This is a genomic window from Embleya sp. NPDC050154 (assembly GCF_044460165.1).
GTDB lineage: Bacteria > Actinomycetota > Actinomycetes > Streptomycetales > Streptomycetaceae > Embleya.
This window is the reverse complement of record NZ_JBITJP010000045.1, coordinates 23,544-48,097: the sequence shown is the minus strand read 5'-3', so window position 1 is coordinate 48,097 and position 24,554 is coordinate 23,544. Positions and strand designations below refer to the sequence as shown.

Annotated in this window: 17 protein-coding genes; 7 read left to right on the top strand and 10 right to left on the bottom strand. The window is 71.7% G+C overall.

Annotated features, from left to right (window positions below; all coding sequences use genetic code 11):
* Window positions 1-163: 163 nt before the first annotated feature.
* Window positions 164-796 (bottom strand): TetR/AcrR family transcriptional regulator, encoded by a 633-nt coding sequence (locus tag ACIBSV_RS48615; RefSeq protein WP_395874093.1) that lies wholly within the window; start codon window positions 794-796, stop codon window positions 164-166.
* Between the two features lie 106 nt (window positions 797-902).
* Between ACIBSV_RS48615 and ACIBSV_RS48610 the strand changes: the two genes are divergently transcribed.
* Window positions 903-2,432 (top strand): DHA2 family efflux MFS transporter permease subunit, encoded by a 1,530-nt coding sequence (locus tag ACIBSV_RS48610; protein WP_395874091.1) that lies wholly within the window; start codon window positions 903-905, stop codon window positions 2,430-2,432.
* Window positions 2,433-2,868: 436 nt separating this feature from the next.
* Window positions 2,869-5,181 (top strand): PQQ-binding-like beta-propeller repeat protein, encoded by a 2,313-nt coding sequence (locus ACIBSV_RS48605; protein WP_395874089.1) that lies wholly within the window; start codon window positions 2,869-2,871, stop codon window positions 5,179-5,181.
* Between the two features lie 285 nt (window positions 5,182-5,466).
* Here the strand turns inward: ACIBSV_RS48605 and ACIBSV_RS48600 are convergent, their stop codons facing one another.
* Window positions 5,467-6,756 carry a citrate synthase gene (locus ACIBSV_RS48600; RefSeq protein ID WP_020555562.1) on the bottom strand — a complete coding sequence of 430 codons (1,290 nt, stop codon included), beginning with the start codon at window positions 6,754-6,756 and terminating at the stop codon, window positions 5,467-5,469.
* Window positions 6,757-7,050: 294 nt separating this feature from the next.
* Here ACIBSV_RS48600 and ACIBSV_RS48595 point away from each other — a divergent pair, with 294 nt between their 5' ends.
* On the top strand, window positions 7,051-9,000 hold the full coding sequence (locus ACIBSV_RS48595) for a protein kinase (RefSeq protein WP_395874087.1): 1,950 nt from the start codon (window positions 7,051-7,053) through the stop codon (window positions 8,998-9,000).
* A gap of 35 nt (window positions 9,001-9,035) precedes the next feature.
* Here the strand turns inward: ACIBSV_RS48595 and ACIBSV_RS48590 are convergent, their stop codons facing one another.
* Entirely contained in the window at window positions 9,036-10,973 is a 1,938-nt protein-coding gene (locus ACIBSV_RS48590; RefSeq protein ID WP_395874085.1) for an N-6 DNA methylase, read from the bottom strand.
* Between the two features lie 238 nt (window positions 10,974-11,211).
* Between ACIBSV_RS48590 and ACIBSV_RS48585 the strand changes: the two genes are divergently transcribed.
* Entirely contained in the window at window positions 11,212-12,126 is a 915-nt protein-coding gene (locus tag ACIBSV_RS48585; protein ID WP_395874083.1) for a hypothetical protein, read from the top strand.
* A gap of 205 nt (window positions 12,127-12,331) precedes the next feature.
* Here the strand turns inward: ACIBSV_RS48585 and pucL are convergent, their stop codons facing one another.
* Entirely contained in the window at window positions 12,332-13,222 is an 891-nt protein-coding gene (pucL, locus tag ACIBSV_RS48580) for a factor-independent urate hydroxylase (protein ID WP_395874081.1), read from the bottom strand.
* Window positions 13,223-13,532: 310 nt separating this feature from the next.
* Between pucL and ACIBSV_RS48575 the strand changes: the two genes are divergently transcribed.
* Window positions 13,533-15,902: a protein kinase gene (locus ACIBSV_RS48575; RefSeq protein ID WP_395874079.1), complete on the top strand. Its 2,370-nt coding sequence runs from the start codon at window positions 13,533-13,535 to the stop codon at window positions 15,900-15,902.
* A 273-nt stretch (window positions 15,903-16,175) separates the two neighbouring features.
* On the opposite strand, the gene ACIBSV_RS48570 is transcribed toward ACIBSV_RS48575, so the two are convergent.
* Window positions 16,176-16,658: a hypothetical protein gene (locus ACIBSV_RS48570; protein ID WP_395874077.1), complete on the bottom strand. Its 483-nt coding sequence runs from the start codon at window positions 16,656-16,658 to the stop codon at window positions 16,176-16,178.
* A 194-nt stretch (window positions 16,659-16,852) separates the two neighbouring features.
* On the opposite strand from ACIBSV_RS48570, the gene ACIBSV_RS48565 reads away from it, so the two are divergent.
* Window positions 16,853-17,851: a glutamate ABC transporter substrate-binding protein gene (locus ACIBSV_RS48565; protein ID WP_395874075.1), complete on the top strand. Its 999-nt coding sequence runs from the start codon at window positions 16,853-16,855 to the stop codon at window positions 17,849-17,851.
* Here ACIBSV_RS48565 and ACIBSV_RS48560 read toward each other — a convergent pair.
* Window positions 17,839-19,836, bottom strand: a complete 1,998-nt coding sequence (locus ACIBSV_RS48560; RefSeq protein ID WP_395874073.1) for a propionyl-CoA synthetase — start codon at window positions 19,834-19,836, stop codon at window positions 17,839-17,841. The two genes, ACIBSV_RS48565 and ACIBSV_RS48560, sit on opposite strands and share 13 nt — an antisense overlap.
* A 201-nt stretch (window positions 19,837-20,037) precedes the next feature.
* Window positions 20,038-20,493 (bottom strand): carboxymuconolactone decarboxylase family protein, encoded by a 456-nt coding sequence (locus ACIBSV_RS48555; RefSeq protein WP_395874072.1) that lies wholly within the window; start codon window positions 20,491-20,493, stop codon window positions 20,038-20,040.
* 164 nt (window positions 20,494-20,657) lie between these two features.
* On the opposite strand from ACIBSV_RS48555, the gene ACIBSV_RS48550 reads away from it, so the two are divergent.
* The gene (locus ACIBSV_RS48550) at window positions 20,658-21,074 is read left to right on the top strand and encodes a hypothetical protein (protein WP_395874070.1); all 417 of its coding nucleotides are present in this window, start codon (window positions 20,658-20,660) and stop codon (window positions 21,072-21,074) included.
* Window positions 21,075-21,096: 22 nt separating this feature from the next.
* Here ACIBSV_RS48550 and ACIBSV_RS48545 read toward each other — a convergent pair whose 3' ends face one another.
* The 3 genes from ACIBSV_RS48545 to ACIBSV_RS48535 form a co-directional block, all read right to left on the bottom strand.
* Entirely contained in the window at window positions 21,097-21,774 is a 678-nt protein-coding gene (locus ACIBSV_RS48545; RefSeq protein ID WP_395874068.1) for a hypothetical protein, read from the bottom strand.
* A gap of 166 nt (window positions 21,775-21,940) precedes the next feature.
* Entirely contained in the window at window positions 21,941-22,795 is an 855-nt protein-coding gene (locus tag ACIBSV_RS48540; protein WP_395874066.1) for an NAD(P)H-binding protein, read from the bottom strand.
* Between the two features lie 212 nt (window positions 22,796-23,007).
* Window positions 23,008-24,447: an MFS transporter gene (locus tag ACIBSV_RS48535; RefSeq protein ID WP_395874064.1), complete on the bottom strand. Its 1,440-nt coding sequence runs from the start codon at window positions 24,445-24,447 to the stop codon at window positions 23,008-23,010.
* Between the last annotated feature and the right edge of the window lie 107 nt (window positions 24,448-24,554).

Here is a 24,554-nt window from a genome sequence, read left to right as displayed (position 1 = left end):
CGCGAAGCGCGGAGAGCGGCGGAGCCGCAAGCGTGGGCTTCGTGCCCCGGAGCGAAGCGGAGGGACACGAAGCCCCGAGCGAGGCACCGCTTTTTTGCGGAGGAGCGAAGCGGGGGAGCAAAAAAGCGGCGCCTCGCGAGCCGGCGACGAAGTCGCCCAACAATCAACGCACAACCAGCATCGGCATAAGCGCGTTGTCGACCAGGGATTCGATCTCGGCGCGCGACATCGGGACCCCGGTGATGGTGAAGCGCTGGCACAGGACCGAGGGGCCGGCCAGGACGCATTCCGGGGCGAGCGCGCCGGGGCGGGCCTCGCCGCGGGCAACCGCGTCGGCGAGCACCTCGGCGAGGAGGGACTGCCACGGGCCGATCACGCGGTGCTCCCACATCTCGGCGAACTCGTGGTGCCTGCTGATCTCGCCGCTCAACACCCGCATGCCCAGGCCGAGCGGGCCGAGCATGCCGTGCGCGACGGTTTCCAGGTAGACGATCAGATCGGCGCGCAACTCGCCGGGCAGGGACAACGATTCCGGCTTCGGCAGAGCGGCGGAGAGCGCGTCGGCGACCATGCTCATCTTGTCCGGCCAGCGGCGGTACAGCGCCGACTTGCCGGTCCCGGCCCGAGTCGCGACACCTTCGAAGGTCAGCGCGCCGTAGCCGCGGTCATCCAGCTCGGCGATCACCGCCTCGGTGATCGCGCGCTCCAGCGTGACGCCGCGCTTACGGGGGCGCTGCCTGTAGTCGGTGACCAGCAGGGCTGTCTCGACTTGACCCGCGCGTACTCCTGTGCTCACTCTCGCCTCCGATCGCCATGGTACAGAAAACGTTTGCGTTCTCTAATGCATAACCTCTAGATTCCCCTAGAGAACGCTCACGTCCACTAGTAATGCGAGGCAATCCATGACGACGGCACCTTCCGAGGTCGCCGGCTCGACCGGATCCCCGTCCGCGGACGCGCCCCACGCGCGTCGCGGATTGGCCTTGGCCCTGCTCGCAGGGGCCCAGTTGATGATCGTGCTCGACGCGACCATCGTGAATATCGCCCTGCCCGACATGGGCAAGGCGCTCGACATAAGCGAAACATCACTCTCGTGGGTGATGAACGCCTACATGCTGACCTTCGGCGGCCTGCTGCTGCTTGGTGGTCGGCTCGGTGACCTCTTCGGCCGACGCCGCCTGCTGGCGCTCGGCCTGATCGTGTTCACCGTCGCGAGCCTGCTCGGCGGGTTCGCCACCAACGAGGCGCTGTTGCTCGCCGCGCGAGCCCTGCAGGGCGTCGGCGGCGCGATGGTGGCCCCCGCGGTCTTGTCGTTGGTGACCACCACCTTCGAGGAAGGGCCGGAACGCAACAAGGCGTTCGGTGTGTACGCAGCGGTGTCGGGCATGGGATCCGCGGTCGGTCTGCTCCTCGGTGGTGTGCTCGTCGAGTACATCTCCTGGCGCTGGGTCATGTTCGTCAACGTGCCGATCGGCATCGCGCTCGTGGCGGCACTGCCGCTGGCCATCCCGGACGACGCGAAGACCGGCGAGAAGGCGATCTGGCGCGGCCGGTTGGACATCCCCGGCGCGCTGACCTCCACGCTCGGTGTGACCGCGCTGGTCTACGGCGTCATCCGCGCCGCGGACAAGAGCTGGACCGACGGGCTGACCGTGGGTTCGCTGATCCTCTCGGCCGTGCTGCTCGTGGCCTTCGTGGTGATCGAACTCCGGGTCGAGCGGCCGCTGATGCCGATGCGGCTGTTCCGCAACCGCAACCGCTCGGCGAGCTACGTGGTGATGGCGCTCGCCGCCGGCGGCATGATGGGCGCGTTCTTCTTCATCACGCTCTACATGCAGATCGTCGCGGGCTACACGCCGATCAAGGCCGGCCTGGCCTATCTCCCGCTGTGCGCGGGCGTGATGGTCTCGGCCCAGTTCACCAGCGTGATGTTGCCCAAGATCGGGCCGCGAGTGCTGCTGACCGCGGGGCCGATCCTGGCCGCCCTGGGGTTGTTCTACCTGTCCCTGCTCGAGGTCGACTCGAGCTATGTCGTGGGCCTGCTGCCCGCGATGGTCGTGTTCGGTCTGGGCATGGGTCTGATCTTCGTCGCGATCATGGCCACCGCGGTGGCCGGGATCGCCCCGGAGGACGCGGGTATCGGTTCCGCGATGCTCAACGTCACCCAGCAGGTGGGCGGAGCGGTGGCGATCGCGGTGCTGACCACGATCTACTCCAGCACCAAGGACAGCAAGATGGACGACCAGATCGCCAAGCTGGGCGAGAAGGCCCTGATCGATCCGGGCTCGATAAAGCTCGCGCTCACCGAGGGCTACACGGCCGGCTTCCTGACCGCGGCGATCCTGCTCGCCATCGCCGCCGTGATCGCGGTCGCGGTCCTGCGGGTCGACAAGTCGGAGCTGTCCAAGGACGCCCCCGCCGGACTGCACTAGGCGGGGCCGCACGGGCGGGACCGCGCGGGTGGCACCACACCGGGCGGGACCGCGCCGGGCGGACTTGCGGACATACCGATAAATCGTCGGTTACCTCGACACCCGGGCCCGGTTCACGTCGAACCGAGTCCGGGTGTTCGTGGTCCACGGGCGTGTCGCGTCCGTTTCGGACCGATCAGCGGTCAAATTTCCGCTTCCTCGGCCACTCTTCGTGGTCGAGGGCCGGGGGAATCCCCTGTGTTTCGGTCGAAGCGGGACGCGGCGTGGGCGGCAGACCGGGCAGGCGGGTACCCTGCGACAGGCAGCGGGTGCTCCACCCCGGGGCACCTAAATCGCGACGACGGGACGACCGGCGCCGTGGCACTCCTCCCGCCTGTTCCTGTCGAAACGGCCGCTCGGCGGGGATGATGGGCGGTGGGGCGACTTCGGGGGGATTGTGACGGAACACGGATGGCCGGGTGAGCCACCGGCCAAGGGGGATCCGGAACGGATCGGCCCCTATGCGGTGCTCGGCCGACTCGGTGCCGGCGGCATGGGCCGTATCTATCTGGGTCGTTCGCCCTTCGGGCGGCTCGTCGCGATCAAGACGATCCGTTCGGAGCTGGGCGGCGATCCCGGTTTCCGCGCGCGCTTCGCGCAGGAGGTGGCCGCGGCCCGCCGGGTCAGCGGCGTGTTCACCGCCGCCGTGGTCAACGCCGATCCCGACGCCGCGGTGCCGTGGCTGGCCACCGCGTACGTGCCCGCGCCCTCGCTCGAATCCCTGGTCCGCGCGTGCGGTCCGCTGCCGCCGCGCGCGGTGCGCTGGATGGCCGCGGGCATCGCCGAGGCACTGGAGTCCGTGCACGCCGCCGGCCTCGTGCACCGCGACCTGAAGCCGTCCAACGTGCTGGTGGCCAGCGACGGCCCCAAGGTGATCGACTTCGGCATCTCGCGCGCCGCCGACTTCGGCTCGCTGACCATGACCGGCGTCGCGGTCGGTACCCCCGCGTACATGTCCCCGGAACAGGCGCAGGGCGTTCGGGACATCACCCCGGCGAGCGACATGTTCTCGCTCGGCGCGACGCTCGTGTACGCGGCCACCGGGCACTCCCCCTACCCCGACCGCAAGCCGGCAGAGGCACTGTTGCGCCTGGTCACCGGATCTCCCGATCTGGAAGGGCTGCCGCCGGAGCTGACCGGCCTGGTCAACCTGTGCATGCAGCGCGCGGCCGAGCATCGGCCGAGCCCGACCCAGTTGCTCAACCAGCTCGCCCCGATGCTGGACGACAGCGACGCGGACAGCCAACTGCCGGACAACGCGTCGGCGATGGTGCAGCGGTTCGAGAGCCAGTACCGGCCGACGATGGGCCCGCGCACGCCGCCCGTGCGCGAGCCGGCCGAGCCGGAGCAGCCCGAACTGCCGGAGAACGTGCGCCCGGACCCGAACAACATGGGCAAACTGCCCAACCAGGTACGCGAGGAGCCGCGCCCGGCACCGCGCCCCGAGACGCACCGCCCCCCTCCGCCGCAACGCCCGCCGACCAATCCGACCCGCAAGCCGCCGCCGCGGCCGCCGACCCCGCCGACGAACACCGGGCAGCCGGGCGGCTCGCGACCGGTCGCGGGTCGTCAGGTGTCCACGTCGTCCCCGTCGCCGGCGCTGCCGACCGAGCGGGTGGCCAGGCCGCCCGCGCCCATACCCAACTCTCCGGTCACGTGGCCGGAGAGCGGGCCCGACGTGCCACGCCAGCACCCCACTCCGCCGCGCACCCCCACCGGCGGTCTGGAGACCTCGCCGGTGTGGCGGTTCACCGCGACCGGCGAGATCCTCACCCCGCCGGTCCGCGCGGGCTCGGGTCGGACCGCGCGCGTGCACGTGCACAGCAACGACAACGGGCTGCACACCCTGCACCTGGCCACCCGCGAGTGGCGGTTCGACTCGTCGGGCTGGTCGCATCCGCCCGCCGTGGACGGCGAGCTGATGTACCTCAGCAGCCAGGACAACCATGTCTACGCGCTGGAGCTGACGTCACGTCAGTGGCGCTGGAGCTTCCCCACCGGCGGCGAGGTCGTGGCCGCTCCGGTGGTCGCCGACGGCACCGTGTACTTCGGCTCCAGCGACAACGCGCTGTACGCCGTGGACGCGGCCACCGGTCGATGTCGCTGGCGCTTCCCCACCGGCGGCTGGGCCACCTCGCCCACCGTCGTGGACGGCACGGTGTACTTCGGCTCCAGCGACCGCTGCGTGTACGCGCTGGACGCGGCGACCGGCTGGTGCCGGTGGCGCTTCGCCACCGGCGGCTGGGTGTCCTCGCCGACCGTGGCGAACGGCGTTGTGCACGTCGGCAGCACCGACCAGTACCTGTACCTGCTCAACGCCACCGACGGCGCGATGCGCGGGTGGTTCGGCGCGGGCGGCCCGGTCGCCCAGCCGGCCACGGCGGGCAACCTGTCGTTCTTCGGCAGCGGCGACGGCGGCCTGTACGCGGTCGACGTCAACACCACACGCTGCGTGTGGCGGTTCGGGGCGGAGGGCTGGGTCACCTCGCCGGTGGTCGCGGACGACATCGTGTACGCGGGCAGCAGCAACGGCTCGGTGATAGCGGTGGGCATGGGCGGCGAGCCGCGCTGGCGCTTCACCACCGGAGGCCGGGTCACCTCGCCGATCGTGGCCGACGGGCTGCTCTTCGTGGGCAGCGCCGACCGGCACCTGTACGTGCTCGACGCGGCCACCGGAAAGGGCCCCGCGGACGCGACGCCCACCGGCTGATCCCGGCCTGCCCTGGTTCGATCCTCGGCCCTCGCCACCTCGTTCGACTCCCGACCCCTGGGACGGGTCCGGGTCATTGATCACGTTCGGATCACAAAACTACCGATCAATCAGGAGTTGTCAGTACAGTTCTCCCGCACCGGGGTCGATCGAGTGCGCTGCACCGCCCGCGAGAGACCTCGGCGCGAAACACGATGGCGGAAAAACAACGATCTTGGAGCCGAATACCTCGAACCGTGGTTCGAGACCTTCGACTCCAAGATCGTTTCCGCGTGTTCCCTACGGTCAGCGGGCACCGATGGGGGTGTAGTCGCGCAGCGCGACGCCGGTGTACACCTGGCGCGGGCGGCCGATCTTCGCCTTCGGGTCGGCGATCATCTCCTGCCAGTGCGCGATCCAGCCCGGCAGCCGGCCGATCGCGAACAACACGGTGAACATCTCGGTGGGGAAGCCCATAGCCCGGTAGATCAGCCCGGTGTAGAAGTCCACGTTCGGGTACAGCTTGCGCTCGACGAAGTAGTCGTCCGCGAGCGCGCGCTCCTCCAACTGCATCGCGAGGTCCAACAGTTCGTCCTTCTTGCCCATCCGGGACAGGACGTCGTCGGCCGCCTTCTTGATGATCGTCGCGCGCGGGTCGCGGCTCTTGTACACCCGGTGGCCGAAGCCCATCAGGCGCACGCCGTCTTCCTTGTTCTTCACCTTGTTCACGAACGAGTCGATGTCGCCACCGTCGTTCTTGATCTGCTCGAGCATCTCGAGCACCTGCTGGTTGGCACCGCCGTGCAGCGGACCCCACAGCGCGTTGATGCCTGCCGAGATGGACGCGAACATGTTCGCCTGGCTGGAGCCGACCAGCCGCACCGTCGAGGTCGAGCAGTTCTGCTCGTGGTCGCCGTGCAGGATGAGCAGCTTGTCGAGCGCGTCCACCACCACCGGGTCGGCCTTGTACGACTCGGCCGGGACCGCGAAGGTCATCCGCAGGAAGTTCTCGACGTAGCCGAGCGAGTTGTCCGGGTAGAGCATCGGCTGGCCGACGGACTTCTTGAACGCGTAGGCCGCGATCGTCGGCAGCTTCGCCAACAGCCTTATCGCCGAGAGCCGGACCTGCTCCTCGTCGAACGGGTTGTGGCTGTCCTGGTAGAACGTGGACAGCGCGGACACCACGGACGACAACATCGCCATCGGGTGCGCGTCGCGCGGGAAGCCGTCGTAGAAGCGCTTGACGTCCTCGTGCAGCAGGGTGTGCTGGGTGATCTCGTCGCGGAAGTTGTCCAGCGCGCTCGCGGACGGCAACTCGCCGTAGATCAGCAGGTAGGCCGTCTCCAGGAAGGTCCCCTGCTCGGCGATCTGCTCGATCGGATAGCCGCGGTAGCGGAGGATGCCCTCCTCGCCGTCGATGAAGGTGATCGCCGATTTACACGCGGCGGTGTTGACGAACCCTCCGTCGTAGGTCACCAGCCCCGTCTTGGCGCGAAGTGTCGAGATGTCCACGGCGGTGTCGCCAATGGTGCCCTCGACCAGCGGAAGGGTGTGCTCGTTTCCTTGGTGGCGCAGTACTACCGAGTCCTCGCTCATGGGGGTCCCCTACTTCTCGGCTCAGGCTCCGGCAGCCACCCGGATCGTGTCCGTGCGGTTCCGGTCTTTGTGACATGTGTGCATCAGTACGAATAGCAGGCGCGCGAGGCGACCTCGCAGCCACCTCCCACCTGGGCGACAAACCGTGAGCCGCGTCACCTGACCCAGGGTGGCGGGTCGAGATGCCCAGAGTCATCGCCGCAACCGTGCACGTGTTTCGGCTTCCCGTTACGAGTGTCACCCATGCGGCGTCATGATGAGGGCACACGATCGGGTGGCCCGGGGGGACTTTGCGTGACCGATGTCGACAGGCGGGGTCCGGCCCCCTTGGACGCGTACGATCCGCGCCGGATCGGGCCCTATCGGGTGCTCTCCCGACTCGGCCGGGGCGGCATGGCCCGGGTCTTCCTGGGACTGTCCCCGGCGGGCCGGCTGGTGGCGATCAAGACCATCCTGGCCGAGTTGGACCACGACGCGGACTTCCGCCGCCGGTTCGCCCGCGAGGTGCACGCCGCGCGACTGGTCAGCGGGGTGTTCACGGCCGCCGTGGTGGACGCCGACCCGGAGGCCGAGCGGCCCTGGCTGGCCACCGCGTACGTGCCCGCGCCGTCGCTGCGCGAGGTGGTCGACGAGTGCGGTCCGCTGCCGCCGGACGCGGTGCGCTGGCTGGCCGCCGGGGTGGCAGAGGCGCTCGGCGCGATCCACGGCGCCGGCCTGGTGCACCGCGACCTGGCCCCGGGCAACATCCTGGTCACCCTGGACGGTCCCAAGGTGATCGACTTCGGGCTCGCGCTGGCCGAGGACCAGGACACCGTCAATCTGGTCGGCACGATCGCCTACATGGCGCCCGAGCAGGTCGAGGGCGAGTCCGGCACGGTCCGCTCCGACGTGTACGCGATGGGCGCCACGCTGCTGTTCGCGGGCACGGGTCACGCGCCGTACGAGGGCAGCGCGATGCGGGTGATGAGCGCCGTGCGCAATCGCGACCCGGACCTGACCGGGCTGCCCGAGGAACTCCTGCCGCTGGTGGAGTCGTGTCTGCGCCGCCGCGCCGACCGACGCCCCTCGCCGGACAACGTGGTCACCGACTTCGCCGCCCTGCTCAGCCGCCGCCGACGCCCGCACGAGGCTGCCTCGTGGTTGCCCCGTCCCGTCCTGGAACTGCTCTACGAGCACGAGCGCCGGATCCGCCCCGCCGTCGAACCGCCCGGCCCGCCCGCGGCGCGACCGGCACCCGAGCCGGAGGCGGTGCGGGCTCCCTCTGCCGAGCGCCCGCGCCCGGCCCGGCCCGCGCGCCGACGGGCCGCCGAACCCACCGCGGCTCGGCCCGCGCCCGCCCCGACCAAGCGCTACACCGAGGATCCGTACCCGACGCGTGCGCCGATGCTCGACCGGATCGGCTATCGGGTGAGCGACTCGGGGGCGATCAGCGTGACGGCCTCGTCGCTGTCCGAACCGGGCCTGGGACGCTGGCACTCGGTACTGGCGCCGGTGGTGGGCCCCGCGTTGGGCGCCGGGTACTACGGGCCGCGTCGGTCCGCGGTCCGCTTCGGCATGCTCGGCGGCCGACCGACGCTGATCCGGCGCACCGCCGCACACGCCCTGGTGCTGATCGCCCCGGCCCGACCCGAACCCGGCGCGGTCTCGCTCGCCGGGCCCCGGCACGCGCTCGCGCTGGGCGCGGCGCCGGTGGACCTGCCGGATCTGGATCCTCCGGGCCACCGGCACGTGCCCCGGCTCGACCCGGCGGTGCTGAACGCGGAGCTGACCCGCCGCGAGGCCGGGCTGCGGCTGCGCGCCACGCGACATCCCGACGTGCTGACGGACGTGATCTCGGCGGTGCTCACCCGGCCGGAGGCCACCTTCGCGCTGTCCGAGGCGGACGCCGTGCCGGACCCCGAGGCGGTGTTGTGGGGCCTGTGCGAACTGGTCGGCCCGCTACTCCCGTACACGTTGTCCTTCTCCACGCTGAGCGCGTCCGAGCCGGACGACGAGCCGCGGCTGGTGGTCCACCGACAGTGGCCGGCCCACGACGCGCGCACCCGGCGGCATCGGATCGTCCCGGGCGAGGAGTTGTACTCGATGGGCGACGCGCACCGCGCCGCCGCCGAGGCCCTGGTGCGCGGCTACACCGGTCCCGACCGAGCCGCCGCAGCGGCCGCCCTGGGCCCGCCGGGTCCGTTCCGCTCCGCCGCGCCCACGGCCCGCTCGCAGGCCGTCCTGCGCGCCTTGGAGGGCCGGTAGCACGGGTCGGCGAGCCGGGCCGGGTGGACCCGGCGCTATTGCGGCGGCCGGAGCAGGCCGGCGGTGAGGCCCTCCAACAGGCCCCGGCCCAGGTCCTCGCCCAGGGCCGCCGCGCCGCGCAGGTCGGTCACGAACGCGCGCAGCGCCCGGAAGGTCTCGCCGTAGGCGCGCTGCCGGTCCGGCGGCAGCAGCGGGATCTCGATCCGGCGCACGTCGACCCGCACGATGCTGGACCCGTACCCGGCCCGCCTGGCCTGGGCCGGGTCGGTCAGGAACCCGGCCAGGAACCACGGATCGAGGGTGGCCGGATCGGGGCGCAGCAGGTGCAGGTTGGGTCCGAGCACCGCGTCCCGCTCGGCAGGTCCGGCCACTCGGACCGCGCCCGCCCAGCCGTTCTCGCCGCTGCCCAGCAGGGTCGGCACGATCACGTCGCCCGCCCGGATGCGCGGGTGTTGTGCCTCGTCCGCCTCGGCGACCGACAGGCGCGCGCTCGGCGGCACGGCGGCGGCGAGATCGGTGGTGGTGAGCATCGGCACGGTCGGCCCGGTCGGCGTCTCCTGGCCGCTCCGGCCGGAGCGGGTCGCGCTGCGGTACAGCGTGACCGCGCCGGTGCGGGCCAGGTCGGCGAGCGTGACCGAGCGCCAGGTCGGCGCCCCCGGGTCGGCGGCGGGTACATCGGGCACCAGTTCCGGGAGCCGGTCCAGCAGGTCGAGCAGCCGCCGGCGGGTGTCGTGCACCCGCTCGGCCACGTTCAGGTCGGTGCGCTCGGGCAGGTTGTGTGACGGGGTCAGGTCGACGTTGTCGTCGAGGAGTTCGATCAGCGGCACGGCGCGGTGTCGGCCGGGCACCTCGGCCAGGCCGCCGGGATCGGTGCCGAAGTCGTGCCAGGCCCGCACGCCGGCCTGCGCCGCGGCCGCGTCCTCGATCGCGGCGAACAGCACGTGTGAGGGCATCAGTTCGCCCGAGGGCCGTTCCAGGATCCACAGGTGCAGCGCGACGCCGAACGGCGGCGCGGCGCCCGCGGGCAGCGCGAACACCGCGCGCAGCGCGCCCCGGCGCAGCAGTTCGGCCCGGATCCGCCGGCCCGAGCTCCGGGCCGCGACGGCGGGCGGCATCAGCAGCACGACCCGCCCGCCGACCTCGGTGTGCGCCAGCGCGTGCTGGACCCACGCGAGTTCGGACTCGGTCCTGGGCGGCAGGCCGTACTCCCAGCGCTGGTCGTAGGCCAGTTCGTCGTGACCCCAATTGCGGTCGTTGAACGGCGGGTTGCCCACGACGGTGTCGAACAGCTCGTCGGGCCACGCGTCCGCGCGCAGCGCGTCGCCCTCGGCGACGGCGATCGCGGTGTCCGGTCCGGCATCGGGGTGCAGCGCGATGCGGGCGCGGATCAGTCGGGCCAGGGCCGGGGCCTCGGCCTGCCCGCGCAGGGTGCGCGCGGATCGCACGAAGCCGAGCAGCAGATCGCCGTGCGTGGTCGCCGGATTCAGCACGGATGTCACGGATTCCCGTCCCACGCACGCCAGTTCGGCGATCAGCGCGACGGTGGCCGAGGGGGTGACGCCGCCGGGGCCGGCTGCGGACTCGGCGAATCGGGAGTAGAGGGCGGCGAACACGGCCGAGGCCCCGCGGGTGCCGGCGAGGTCGCTCGCGGCGCGCAGCAGGGCGGCGTGCGGCCCCACCGGCTCGGGTGAGCCGGCCGCCAGGTGGTCGCCGATGTCGGCGAGCCGGCCGGGGACGTCGTCGGAGGCCGCGACCAGGCGCCACAGGTGTTCCTCCGGCGCGACCTCGGCGATCTTGCCCTGGTCGCGCAACCAGCTCTCCACGTCGGACAGCGCGAAGGTGGGGCTCGCGTCGCTGCCGCCCACGGGCCGCGGGAAGTCGTCGAAGCGCCGGCGCCAGTTACTGACGGCGGCGCGTCCGACACCCGCGATGCGGGCGATCTCGGCAGCGGTGACCTGGGGGCTGGTGGGCACCGTCTCCTCCTCCTGGACCGATTGTGAACCTTCCGGAGTCAACCATATCGAGGTGACTCAAGGTGCGAGCAAAATGCTTGTTGACAGCGTTCACAGCCGCTGCTTCTATTGACCACGGCAGCACGGAGCAACCCCGGAAACACCCGCACCGTGCTGTCACTTGACCACCGGCCGCTCGGCCGGCGGACCGATCGGCGCAGTAGGCGGCCGAGACGCAGTGCCTCCGAAGGGAAACCTCATGTCCGCGCTCGCTCCCCGGCAGACCGTTGTGCAGCAGTCCGCTTCGACCGCAGCCCCGCGGGGACGTCGCCGCGGCCTGATCACCACCGTGGCCGTCGCCGCGACGATCGCCATGACCGGATCGCTCGCCGCCTGCGGACCCACCAGGAAGGAAGAGGGCAAGGCGTCGAGCGCGTCGGCGGAGTCGCCGAGGACCACCGGCGCGGCCGACACGAGCGCGGCGCCCGGAGCCGACGAGCCCAAGACCGGCGCACCCAAGTCGGACGCGCCCAAGGCCGGCGACAAGGGCGGCACCGACAAGGTCGCCCAGGACCTGCTGACCCACCTCAAGACCACCAAGCACGGCGGTGTGGTGTCCGAGGTCCGGATCGTGAAGCAGTACGAACGCTACGAGGTCACCGTCAACACGACGCTGCCCGCGGAGGTCTCCATCACCGAGGACATCAAGGGTGCGAACGCCCGGATGGACAAGGGGCGGAAGCTCGCCGTCGAGGCGATGCAGTGGACGCAGGACTCGTCGAGCCTGACGATCGGCTCCGTCTCCGTGCTCGACAAGGAGAAGGGCACCGCCGGCATCGAGAACGGCGCGGAGAAGGACACCGACAAGGCCGGTTCCGAGAAGTACGCCGCCGACCTGCTCGCCAAGCTCAAGAGCACCACCCACGGCGGCCTGGTCACCAAGGTCCGGATCTCGAAGACCTATTCCGGCTACGACGTCGTGGTGCTCACCTCGCTGCCCGCCGAGGTCTCGCTCACGGAGACCCTCGCCGCCGAGAGCGCCCGGATGGACAAGGGCGGCAAGCTCGCCACCGAGGCGAAGCAGTGGGCCGAGAACAACACCACCCGCAAGGTCTCCTCCGTCGAGGTCCTCGACGTCGAGAAGGGCACGGCGGGGATCGAGAACCTGGGCTGACCGACGCGCGGTCCGGGACGGCGTCGGGGGGCGACGGCCGGGGGCGTCCGGGTCGGCATCCGGGGGACGACGAACACACCCGCGACGGAGATACGCGGACGACGAACTTTCATCCGGGGGGATGAGGGAGGGGGTCGCGGGGGCGGGGTGCCGTACGGCGCCTCGCCCCCGCGGTGTGTCCGGGTCCGGTCGGCGGCTTCCGGCGCTATCGCCAGGGGAGTTCGGCGAGCGCGGGCGCCGCGTCGTCGCGCAGCACGGTGCCCTCGATCACGCCGTACGGCCGATCCGTCACCTGGTACACCTCACCCGTGTTGTGCAGACCGAACGCGTCGAGGTCGACCGGGAGGTGGTGCCTGTTCGGCAGCGTCAGTCGCACCTCGACCAGGTCCTCCCGCTCGGTCAGCACCGCCTCGCCCATCGCGTACAGGGTCTGTTGCAGGGACAGGCTGTGCGTTTCGGCAAAGGTACGCAGCAGCGTGTCGCGAGCCGCGCAAAAGGACGAGTCCCAGTCCGTCGACGCGACGTCGGACCGCCGATGGCGCCAGCGCGCGTGCACGCTCGTGGCCAGGATCCGGTCCCGGGTCGGGGCCAGCGTCGTGTAACGGTCCGTCATGAAGCCGTGGAACTCCGACCCGGTGGACTTGAGCGCGGTCACGTCCTCCAGACCGGCGCAGACCTCGGTACCGGCCGGCCCGTGCAGCACGCCCGCGTATCGGGCCCCGGCCGCCCGGGTCCACGCGTGTGGGTGCGGCCCGTGCGTGCCGGGGATCCGGATCCAGGGGTATTCCAGGACGCGCACGCGCGCGGTATCGATCGGGGCGTACGCGTCGACGAAGTGCCGGGCCAGGCGCAGCCCGAACGCCTCGACCGCGGGCAGCGGTCGGTCCTGCGCGAACGCGTACACCACGGCGCGCATCGTGTCGGTCGGGATGACGTGGGCGTTGTCGCCGCGCAGATGGGTGGCCGCGAGGTCGCCGGACAGTGACACGGACACGTTCAGATCGCACAGTTCGTGCTCGGTCGCGGTGGTCCGGGTGACCCGGACCAGTCGTACCTCCGCCTTGCCGTATCGATTCGGCCCCAGAACGATCGCCATCGGTTCAGCTCCCTCGCCACGCGGGCTGATGTTGCCGGGTGTTGCCGGGTGTTGTCGCGAAGCTAGCGGCGCACGCGGAGCCCGGTCAAAGGCGCGAATCGGGACATGTCCTGGCGATTCGCTGCGGTTGCCGGGTCGGTGACGAGACGTTCACGAGTCGTCGACGAGCCGGTCCGGGTCCTCGGTGGGGCCTCGGCCCGGAGGGTAGGCTGCGGCAAAGTCCGCGGGGAGGCGAGACAGACAGGGCCGGAAAAAGCCCTGGGGCCCCTCCCTGCCTTGGCGCAGCACGTACATAGAGGGGGCGGCAGTCATGGATCCGCTGAAGCCGGGCGATCCCGGGGTTGTCGGGCGGTACCGACTGTCGGCCCGATGGGGACAGGGCGGCCTGGGGACGGTCTTCCTCGGTCGCGCACCCGGCGGTGACCACGTCACGGTCAAGCTGGTGCGGCCCGACCTGGCGTCCGACAAGACGTTCCTCGAACGCTTCCGCAAGGACGTCACCACTGCCAGGGAGGTCGGCGGCACACACGTCGCGCACGTCCTGGACGCGGACCCGGACGGCACGCCGCCGTGGCTGGTCGTCGAGCACGTGGCGGGCCCGTCCCTGGAGTCGGCCGTCGGGGCGCACGGGCCGCTGCCCGAGCACTCGCTGCGTGCGCTGGGCGCGGGATTGGCCGAGGGGCTCGCGGCCATCCACGAGGTCGATCTGACGCACCGTGACCTCAAGCCGGCCAACGTCCTGCTCGCGGCCGACGGGCCGCGCGTGGCGGACTACTCGCTGGCCCGGGCCCTCGGTTCGGCCGGGATGACCCGGACGGGTGTCGTGGACGTCCCGGGGCTGCCCGCACCGGAGCAGGTCACCGGCGGCTCCATAGGCCCGGCGATCGACGTGTTCGCGCTGGGCGGTGTGCTGTGCCACGCGGCCGGCGTGGCGCCGTTCGGCGCGGGGTCGGCCGCCGAGATCGCACAGCGGGTCGTGCGCGAGATGCCGGACCTGACGGAACTCCCGGACTGGCTCGGTGAGATCGTCGCCGACTGCCTGAAGAAGCGGCCCACCGCACGGCCCTCGGCGGCCGACTTGGTGGCACGCTTCGCCGCGGCCGAGCCGAGTGCGGACTGGCTTCCCGAGGAACTGAGGGCACTGGTCGCCGCGGCGACCGCGGCCGTGGGCGATGCCCCGCCCCCGAAGGACGCCGAGAGCGCGGACGGGGAAGAGGAAGAGGAAGAGCCGGAGACCACCGAGGTCCCGGCAGCCGCCGCACTCGCGACCGCGACACCGACCGACACGGACGAGACGCCCGTGGCGACTCCGGCGGTACGCGCGGGCAAGAAGGCCGCCGGCAAGCCCGCGACCGGTGCTGCTGCCGCCGCGAAGAAGGTCGCGAAGAACGGCGCGAAGCCGGCCGCGCAACCTGCCGAGGACGAGGCCGAGACCGACGCGACTCCGGTGGCAACGCCCGCCGTGCGACCCGGCAAGAAGGGCGCTGCGAAGCCCGCCGCCGAGCCGGATGCCACCGCGACGACCGACGCGGACGACGCGACTCCGGTGGCAACGCCCGCCGTACGGCCCGGCAAGAAGGGCGCTGCGAAGACGACCCGCGCTCCCGCCGCCGGCTCCGATGCCGACGAGGCGGGCGACGAGACTCCGGTGGCGACACCGGCATCGGCCGCGCCCGGGAAGATCGCGAAGCCGACCGCGCGAGCCGCCGAGACCGAAGCCGAGGACGAGGCCGAGGACGACGCGACCCCCGTGGCCACGCCCGCCGTACGCGCGGGCAAGAAGGGCGCGGGGAAGCCCGCCGCCGGTGGTGGCGCCGCGAAGAACGGCGCGGGTCGCGACCAGAGCGACGCCGACGCCGACGCCGACGCCGACGAGGTGAACGACGACGAGGACGACGCGACTCCGGTGGCGTCGCCGGCGGTGCGGGCCGACCAAAACGGTGCCGGGAAGCCTGCCGCGGAAAAGCCCGACCCGGACTCCGACGCCACGACCCCCGTGGTGGCACCGGCCGTTCGCGTCGGCAAGGACGACGACGTCACCACTCCGATCGCGACCCCGGCGGCCCCCGCTCCCGAGGCGGACAAGCCGGCGGCCAAGGCGCCCTACGACGGTGGCGCGCCGGTCAAGGTGCCGGCCATCCGTCGGGGCACCGACGCCGAAACGGTCAAGGTCGCCCGGGACTCCGAGTCCCCCGCGCCCGCCGACGCCGGTGCCGAGACCGTCAAGGTCGCCCGGGACTCCGAGTCGGCGGCGCCGCCGCGACCGGACGCGCCGACCAGGGTGGTGCCCGCCCCGCCGTTCCCGACCGACGCGCCCGCCGCCGCGACCGAGGTGCCGCCCTTCCCGACCGGTTCGCCCTTCCCGCTCACACCCGCGCCGGCACGCGCCGCGCGGCCGGCCAATCCGGTGATCTGGCACGCGGTGATCGCGCTGCTCGGAGTGACCGCCGTCGGCATAGGGCTGTTCCGCATCACCGACTCCGCGTGGCGCGACGCGCAGAACGCCGTCATGGGTGTGGTCCTGCCCGGCATCTCGGTGCTGGCGGGCCTGGCCGGCCTGGCCACGCTGGCGCTGGCCGTGCTCGATTCGCGGCGCAAGGCCGCCCCCGGCCCGGCGTACCCGCCCGGCACCGCTCCCGTCGCCGAACCGAGGCCGACCGAGGCGGACTCGGCGCGGTAGCCGTACCCGAACACCCCGCGACGGGCCCGCCGGTCGTCCCTCGACCACCGGCGGGCCCGATCGTCCTCCCGCGCCCGCACCCGCGCCGACCGGTGACGGCGTGTCAGTTGCTGCCGCCGCAGGACGAAGAGCAGCCGCCGTTGCTGTAACTCCAGCCCAATCGAGGGTTGTACGCCCCGCTCGGATCCCGGTCGACACCGCCGCCCTCGGCCCGAAATCACGGGCAACTCCAGCACCCGGCAGTGTCGTTGCGCGTCGCGCGGCAGGTCGTGTTCAGCCGCGGGCAGCGCCGGGCGGCCACACCACGTGCACTCGTGTGCCCGCCGCGCGGGCCTTGGCGACCACCTCGGCGGTGCCGCCGCGTGCGCCGCCGGGTCGGCCGTCCCAGACCGCGAACACCACGTCCACCGCCGCGAGCAGCGCGTCGTTGGCCGCCGCGTACGCGTCTTCGGACGCCCGGCGGAACGGCATCACCCGGACCTCGTCGGCCCGCGCGATCAAGTCCTCGAAACCGGCGCGGTAGTTCGGACCGACCTTGGTCTCGCCGTAGTCGGCCGACGGCAGCAGTGCCACGAGCCGGCCGCCCAGGTCCAGGACGGCGCGCGCGAAGATCGCGTCCGCGCCTGCCGCGAGGCAGCTGTAGCCCACGAGTTCGTCCGGCGCGACCCGGGCGAGCAGGTCCCGAACGGCCCGATCGACCAGCGGCACGGTGTCGGGCGTCAGGTTGATGTGGCCGGTGATGCCGTAGCTCGTCACGCCTACTCCAGTCCTGGTCCACTCGGTTGAGGGAACCCCCCATTGTTTGGGCAAGCGACCGGGGAATCCGCACGAGCCGGTCGATAATCGGAGCAATTCGGCCGCGCAAGCCTCGACGCGAACGGGTCCCGGCCGGTTCGCCGACTCGCAGCGGCAACGACTCGCCGGTGCGCACACCGGCACCAGGGAGCGCCATGCATCGGAGAAAGCGTCGAATCGCGAACTCGGCCCCGGCAGTCGTGCTGGCCGCGACCCTCGCCGCGTGCTCCGCCTCCTCGACCGATGGACCCGCCGACGTGCGGGTCGTCGACCCGGTGATCTCCGGAGCCCACCCGGCGACCCCGGAGGACTACCCCAAGCCCTCCGTCGCGCCGCCCTGCGACCCGCGCCAGAGCCTCACGCCGCCCGGTTCGCTGCCCGCCCCCGGAGCGATGCCCGCCGGTTCCACGATGGAGCGCGTGCACCGACGCGGGTACCTGATCGTCGGTGTCGACCAGAACACCCGATTCTTCGGCGAGTTGGACCGACGCAGCGGGCTGATCAAGGGATTCGACATCGAGATGGCCAAGGCCCTCGCCCGGGCGATCTTCGCCGGTCCCGACGACCCGGAGCGGCTGCGCTACAAGGTGATCACCCAGGCCCAGCGCACCGACGTGCTCCGCAACGGGGATGTGGATGTGGTGATCGACACGATGACCATCACATGCGACCGCAAACTCCAGGTGGCCTTCAGCAGCGACTACTACACCGACGGCCAACGCGTCCTGGTGCGCACCGACTCGGGCGTGCGCTCCCTCGCGGATCTGCGCGGCAGGCGGGTGTGCACGGTCCGCGCCACCACGTCGATCGTGTTCCTGCGGGACGACCCGGCGGGCGTGCTGCCGTACGCCGTGGAGAACTGGACGGACTGCCTGGTCGCGTTGCAGCAGGGCGAGGTGGACGCGATCTCGACGACGTCGGCGCTGCTCAAAGGACTTCAGGCACAGGACTCCGACACCGAAGTGGTCGGTCCGACCTTCAGCGACGAACCGCACGGCATGGCGTTCCCGTTGGCACACCAGGACTTCGTACGATTCGCCAACGGGCTGCTGGAGCGGATGAAGCGGGACGGCTCATGGCAGAAGTTGTACGACGCGTGGCTGGCCGGACCGCTGGGGCCGCAGTCCCCGCCGCGCGCCTCCTACGTCGGCTGATCGGTCCCGGTCGCCGGGTCCGGCCCGCCGCCGAGGCCGTCCGGGAAGTCCCGACGACCGCGCGAAGTTCCGCCGGGCGCGCCCTGGTCGGGACGCTCGCCGGTCAGGGTGGGTCGCAGTGTCTCGATGACGGTCGGGTCCTCGATGGTGGAGGGCAGTACGGGCCGTTTGCCGTCCGCGATGTCGCGCATCGTGCGGCGCAGGATCTTGCCCGAGCGGGTCTTGGGCAGCGCCGGGACCACGTCCACTTGGCGCAGGGCCGCGACCGCGCCGATCGTGTCCCGGACCAGGAGCACCAACTCGGCGGACACCTCGGCGGGTTCCCGATCGACACCGGCCTTGAGCACGACCAGACCGCGCGGCACCTGGCCCTTGAGCTCGTCGGCCACCCCGATCACCGCGCACTCGGCGACGTCCGGGTGCGCGGCCAGCACCTCCTCCATCGAGCCGGTGGACAGCCGGTGCCCGGCGACGTTGATCACGTCGTCGGTGCGGCCCATCACGTAGACGTAGCCGTCCTCGTCCTTGCGCCCGCCGTCGCCGCTGAGGTAGTAGCCGGGAAACGCGGTCAGATAGGACGCCACGTAGCGCTCGTCGTCGCCCCACAGCGTGCTCAGCGTGCCGGGCGGCATGGGCAGTTTGAGCACCACCGCGCCGTCCACGCCGGGCGGCACCTCGACGCCCTGCGGGTCCAGGATCCGTACGTCGTAGCCGGGCACCGGCAGGGTCGGCGAACCGGGCTTGGTGGGATGCGGTTCCAGGCCCATCGGGTCGGCCACGATCGGCCAACCGGTCTCGGTCTGCCACCAGTTGTCCACCACGGGGATCCCGAGCAGGTCGCCCGCCCAGCGGTAGGTCTCCGGGTCGAGCCGCTCGCCCGCCAGGAACAGCGTGCGCAGCGCGGACAGATCGTGTCCGGCGAGCAGTTTCCCGTCCGGGTCCTCCTTCTTGATCGCCCTGAACGCGGTCGGCGCGGTGAACAGCATGGTGGCCCGGTGCTCGGCGGCCACCCGCCAGAACGCGCCCGCGTCCGGCGTGCCGACCGGCTTGCCCTCGTACAGCACGGTGGTGCAGCCGGTGAGCAGCGGCGCGTAGACGATGTACGAGTGGCCGACCACCCAGCCGACGTCGGACGCGGTCCAGCTCACCTCGCCGGGGCGCACGCCGTACACGTTCTCCATCGACCACCGCAGCGCGACCGCGTGTCCGCCGTTGTCGCGCACGATGCCCTTGGGCGGCCCGGTGGTGCCGGAGGTGTAGAGGATGTACAGCGGGTCGCCGGCCGCGACGGGCACACACTCGACGGGTTCGGCCGTCGCCATCGCGGTGTCCCAGTCCAGGTCGCGTTCGGTCACATCGGCGGTGAGCTGGGGACGTTGCAGCAGCACCACCTTGTCGGGCCGGTGCGTCGCCTCGGCCAGCGCCGCGTCCACGAGCGGCTTGTAGGCGATCGTGCGGGTGGGCTCGATCCCACAGGACGCGGCCACCACGACCTTGGGCCGGGCGTCGTCGATCCGCACCGCCAACTCGTGTGCGGCGAAGCCGCCGAACACGACGGAGTGCACCGCGCCGAGTCGGGCGCAGGCCAGCATCGCCACCACGGCCTCGGGCACCATCGGCAGGTACAACACCACCCGATCGCCCCGGCCCACCCCCAGTCCGCGCAGCACGCCGGCGAATCGTGCGGTCATATCGAGGAGTTCGGCGTAGCTCAGGGTGCGCCGCGTGCCGGTGACCGGCGAGTCGTACACGATCGCGGCCTGTTCGGCGCGCCCACCCGCGACATGCCGGTCCAGTGCGTTGAAGCACGTGTTCAACACGCCGTCCGGGAACCAGCGGTACAGCGGCGCGGCGGAGTCGTCCAGGGCCCGGCTGGGCGGCGTCACCCAGTCGATCGCGGCGGCGGCCTCCAGCCAGAAACCGTCCGGATCGCTCAGGCTGCGCCGATGGGCCGACTCGTACGCCCCGCCAGTGTCGCGGCTCATCCGCGGTTCCTCCCGGTAGTCCGGTCGCGGCACCGGGTGACCGTGCCGTCTCGCCGGCAGGATCCCGACGCGAGGGCCCGAAGTCAAGACGGACGTACTCGCGTTCGAGCACGTGGGCGGCGGGAGCCGTGCCGCGCACGCGGCCCGGAGGGCCGGGAGGTGCTCCCGGCTCCGGGTCCGCGACGTCTCGGCCGCGGTGTCCTACCAGGCGCCGCCCGCGACCTGACGGGTGGCGAGGTTGATTCGGTTCCAGACGTTGACCGAGGCGATGGACAGCAGGAGGCCGCCGAGTTCCTGCTCGTCGTAGTGCTTGGCGGCCTCGTCGTAGATCGCGTCCGGGATCGGGTCGCCGGCGTCGGCGACCCGGGTGACCGCCTCGGTCAGCGCGAGGGCCGCGCGCTCGGCGTCGGTGAAGTACGGGGCGTCCCGCCAACCGGCGACGGTGTCGATGCGCTCGTCCGCCTCGCCGGCCTTGCGCAGGTCGCGGGCGTGCATGTGCACACAGACGCTGCAGCCGTTGATCTGGCTCGCCCGCAGGTTGGCCAGTTCCAGGGTGACCTTGGGAACGCCGGTCTGTGCGGCGGCGGCACCGAGGGCCATCAGCGCCTTCATCGCGCCGGGAACGACCATCGCGGGGTTGCCCATACGTGCTTCCATGGCTGTGCTCCTCGAGAGGTGGTCTCACCGGAGGTTGTCTCCTCGCCTCCGGCTGCCGGCCGTTGCTTTTCGGTCCGACACAGCACTGACGGAGCCCGCCGGCAAAGTGTGACGCCCGAGGAGAGAAAAGTTTTCGCTCCGTGCCGAAGGGGAGGTAGCCCGCGATGGCAACGACCGCCGGTCATTCGAAATGGGCGTCCGACGCCGTCCTGGAGCCGTTGCGGCGCCATCTCAGGGACCCGTCCGCCGAGTTCTGGATCGGACCGGGGTGGTATCGGCTCGCGCTGCGCTGCCACGAGGCGGTGGCGGTGGAGTTCCCCGACTACGAACTCCTCGCCGTCAAGCAGAAGTGGGCGGCGCTCGCCTTCCAGGCCAACCCCCACCCGTGGACCCCGAACGGCACCGCCTGGACCCGGGCCGAATCGACCCGCCTGCACGCCGTGACGGGGGAGTTCGACCGAATCTCCCGAACCGTCTGCGAGAGCTGCGGTCGCCCGGGCACCCTCCGCGGCATGCGCCGACTGCACCTGACCCTGTGCGACGCCTGCGAGACGACGGTGCCGGCCGGCGGGCTCCGGTAGCCCACCGGAGCCGGCTGCGCCGTTACAGGCGGTCGTACCAGCCGGGATGGCTGTTGTGCAGGGCCGCCAGGGCCAGGACTATGCGGGCGTCCACGTGGCCCGGGGGGAGTTCGTACGAGTCGGTGGTGCCGACGCTGCCCAGGTATTCGAAGACGCGGGTGCCGTCGTGGCGCCAGATCGTGCGCAGCGGCAACCTCGGTGCCTTGCCGCCGAGTACGGCCACGGCCATCATCAGGCCCCACAGCGGGCACAACGCCCACCACGCGATCCAACCGAACGTGGTGCCCTTCGCCGCGTGCAGCGTGGGGCCCTCCGCCGGGCGGATCGTCCAGGACGTGCGGCGCAGCCGGCGGATGCTGCCCTGTTCGCGATGCACCGTCGCCAAGTGCTCGCCGGCCGGTCCGGTGACGCTGTACACCGCGTAGTCGGCGGCGGCCGAGTACGTACCCACCGCCGCGATCCGCTGTCGGCGGGCCCGGTCCGCCCACAGGATCAGGTGTCGGGAGGGGGAGCTGCCCATTCCGTCGGTGGGCGCCGCGTCGATGTACGCGATGTCCTCGTAGTGCCGTGCGCCCTGCGGGCGGATCCGGACGATCGGGCCCACCCACGTGTGTTCGGGAACGTCCCTGGCTTCATCAGCCTGGAGCGCGCGGCGTACCTCGATTGCGGCACCCGCGACGGTGTGAAGCGCGACGGTCATGTGCGTCCAGAGTTCGGAAAACGGCCGGTCCGAACAGCAGCGTAGACAGCGCGACAACCCCTTGGGGAGCGAGGGAGCGAGAACTCCACCAAAGCATGGACCGGCCGGCCGGATTGTGCCGGTCCGACCGGTCCGAAGTGCGGGTATCCGAGCGGTTGTCGGCGATTCAGCCGCGCTGCGGCACGCCGGTCGCGAAGTCCTCGCGGTGGTCGTGGGCCCATTCGCGGAAGGTGCGGCCCGGTCGGCCGGTGATCGCCTCGGTGGTGCCGGACACCGGTTCGGGCTCGACCGCCGACTCCCACAGGTCCAGCAGCGCGTTCGCGTAGCCGGGCGGCATGTGCCGGGTCAGGCCGGCGAGCGCCTCGTCCCGGGTGACCTCGGTGAACGGCAGTTCGCGGCCCAGGACATCGGCCAGGATCGCGATCTGCTCGACGAAGGACAACGATTCGGGGCCGTTGAGGTCGAGTGTCTCGCCGAGGTGGTCGCCGGCCACGAGCACGGCGGTCGCGACGTCGGCGATATCGTCCTCGTGGATCGGGGCGACCTGGGCATTAGGGTACGGAAGTTGGATCTTGCCGGTGCCGAGAAGCTGGTACTTCCAGCCGATCGCGTTGCCGGCGAAGGCACCGGGACGGAGCACCGTGTACGGGATCCCGGACTCGGCGACCGCGACCTCGACCGCGTGGTGGCTCGCCGCGAGCGGGTTGCCGCTCGGGTCGGGCGCGGCCGTCGAGGCGGAGGACAGCAGCACGATGTGCCGGACGCCGGCGGCCCGCGCGGCGTCGAGGAAGGCGGCGATGCCGGCTGCCTCGGCGTACAGGAAGACGCTGGTGACGTCGTGCAACACCGCGGCGGCGTTGTCGGGTTCACGGAGCGAGAGGCGGACGGCTGCGACGCCGGCGGGCGGTTCGAGGTCGGTCGGGTCGCTGCTCGCGATCCGGACGCTGTGGCCGGCGGCGACCAGGCGGGTGAGGACGCCGCGCGCGACACTGCCGCGGGCTCCGGTGACGAGGGTGGTCATGGTGACTCGTTTCCTTGCTGTACGGGTTCTTGGTGGACCGGGCGACGGGTCCTTCGTGGACTCGGCGGCCCACGACGGTTCTTCGTGGAGTCGGCGGCCCACGACGGTTCTTCGTGGAACCGGCGGCCCGGGGTTCTTCACGGACCGGCCGGCCGTCGGACCGGAGGGGCCGGCCGTCGGACCGCCGGGGAAAGGCAACTCGGGTCGAGGGCCTAGCTCTCGTGCGGCCTGGCGTGCCTGGGGAGCAGGAACACCAGGCCGGCGGCAAGCAGGCCGAGGCCGGCCACCGCGAGTGCGCCGACGGCCATGGCGGTGGAGGCGCTGTGGTTTTCGGCGAGTTGGAGGAACAAGGTGGTGATGCCGGCCACGCCGAGTGCGCCGGCGAGTTGTTGCATCGCGGACAACGACCCGGAGGCGCTGCCCAGTTCGTGGTCGGCGACACCGGCCAGGATCACGTCGAACAGCGGGGCGAACACGGCGCCCATGCCGAGGCCGGCGACGAACAGCGGGGCGATCAGGTGCACGCCGGTCGTGTCCGAGCCGTAGTGGGTGACCACGGCGGCGAGGGCGATCAGGCCGCTCACGTTGACGCCGGCGCCGATCAGGAGCAGGTTGCGGCCGAGCCTGGGGATCAGTCGGAAGCCCGCGATCGAGGCGACCACGATGCCGACGGCGATCGGGGCGAGGGTGAGACCGGCGGCGAGCGGGCCGAAGTCCAGGTGCAGTTGCACGAACAGCGAGGTGATCAGCATGAAGCCCGCGGTGCCGGCGAAGAAGACGAGGCCGAACAGCATGCCGGAGGTGTAGGCCCGGTTGCGCAGCAGCGTGGCCTCGATCAGCGAGTGGGCGCTGCGGCGTTCGCGCAGGATGAAGCCGGCGAAGGCGGTCAGGCCGGCGCCGAGGCAGCCGAATGTCCAGGCGGGCCAGTCGGCTTCGGGGCCCTGGATGAGCGGGAGGATGACCAGCGTCGAGGCGACGGCCAAGAGCGCGGCGGCGAGCACGTCGATCCGCACGCCGGGGTTCGGGGCGTCCTTGGGGATGTAGCGGAGTCCGCCGAGCACGGCGGCGAGGCCGAGCGGGACGTTCATCAGGAAGATCAGCCGCCAGCCGGTGCCGAACAGGTCGAGGTGGATCAGCGCGCCGGCCAGAATCGGGCCGCCGACGGCGGACAGGCCCAGGATGGGACCGAACGCGGCGAACGCCTTGCCGGTCTCGGCGGGCGGGAAGACCGACTTGAGGATGCCGAAGCCCTGCGGGATGAGCAGGGCGCCGAAGGCACCCTGGGCGATGCGGGCGGAGACCAGTAGTTCCGGCGCCGGGGCCAGGGCGCACAACAGGGACGCCACGGCGAAGCCGCCGGCGCCCAGCAGAAACAATCGGCGTCGGCCCCAGCGGTCGCCGAGTCTGCCGCCGACGACGAGCAGCACGCCGAACGCGAGCGTGTAGCCGGAGGCGAGCCATTGCAACAGCGAAGCGCCGCCGCCGAGATCGTCGCGGACGGACGGGCCGGCGACGTTCGTCACGGTGCTGTCGAGCAGGTCCATCACCTCGGCGACGAGCACGATCGCCAGGATCCGCCACCGCCAGGCGTACGCGGCGGGCAGCGGGGGCTCGGTGACGGGGGCGGACGGGTCGACGGTGGTGGTGGTCATCGGTACTCCTCGAAGGGTGGGCGGCGCGGCTCACCGCCCTGCGAAGTGCCGCGCGACGAGCCATGTTCGTGACGAACGCTGTTCGCAACGAACAATGTACGTAGCGA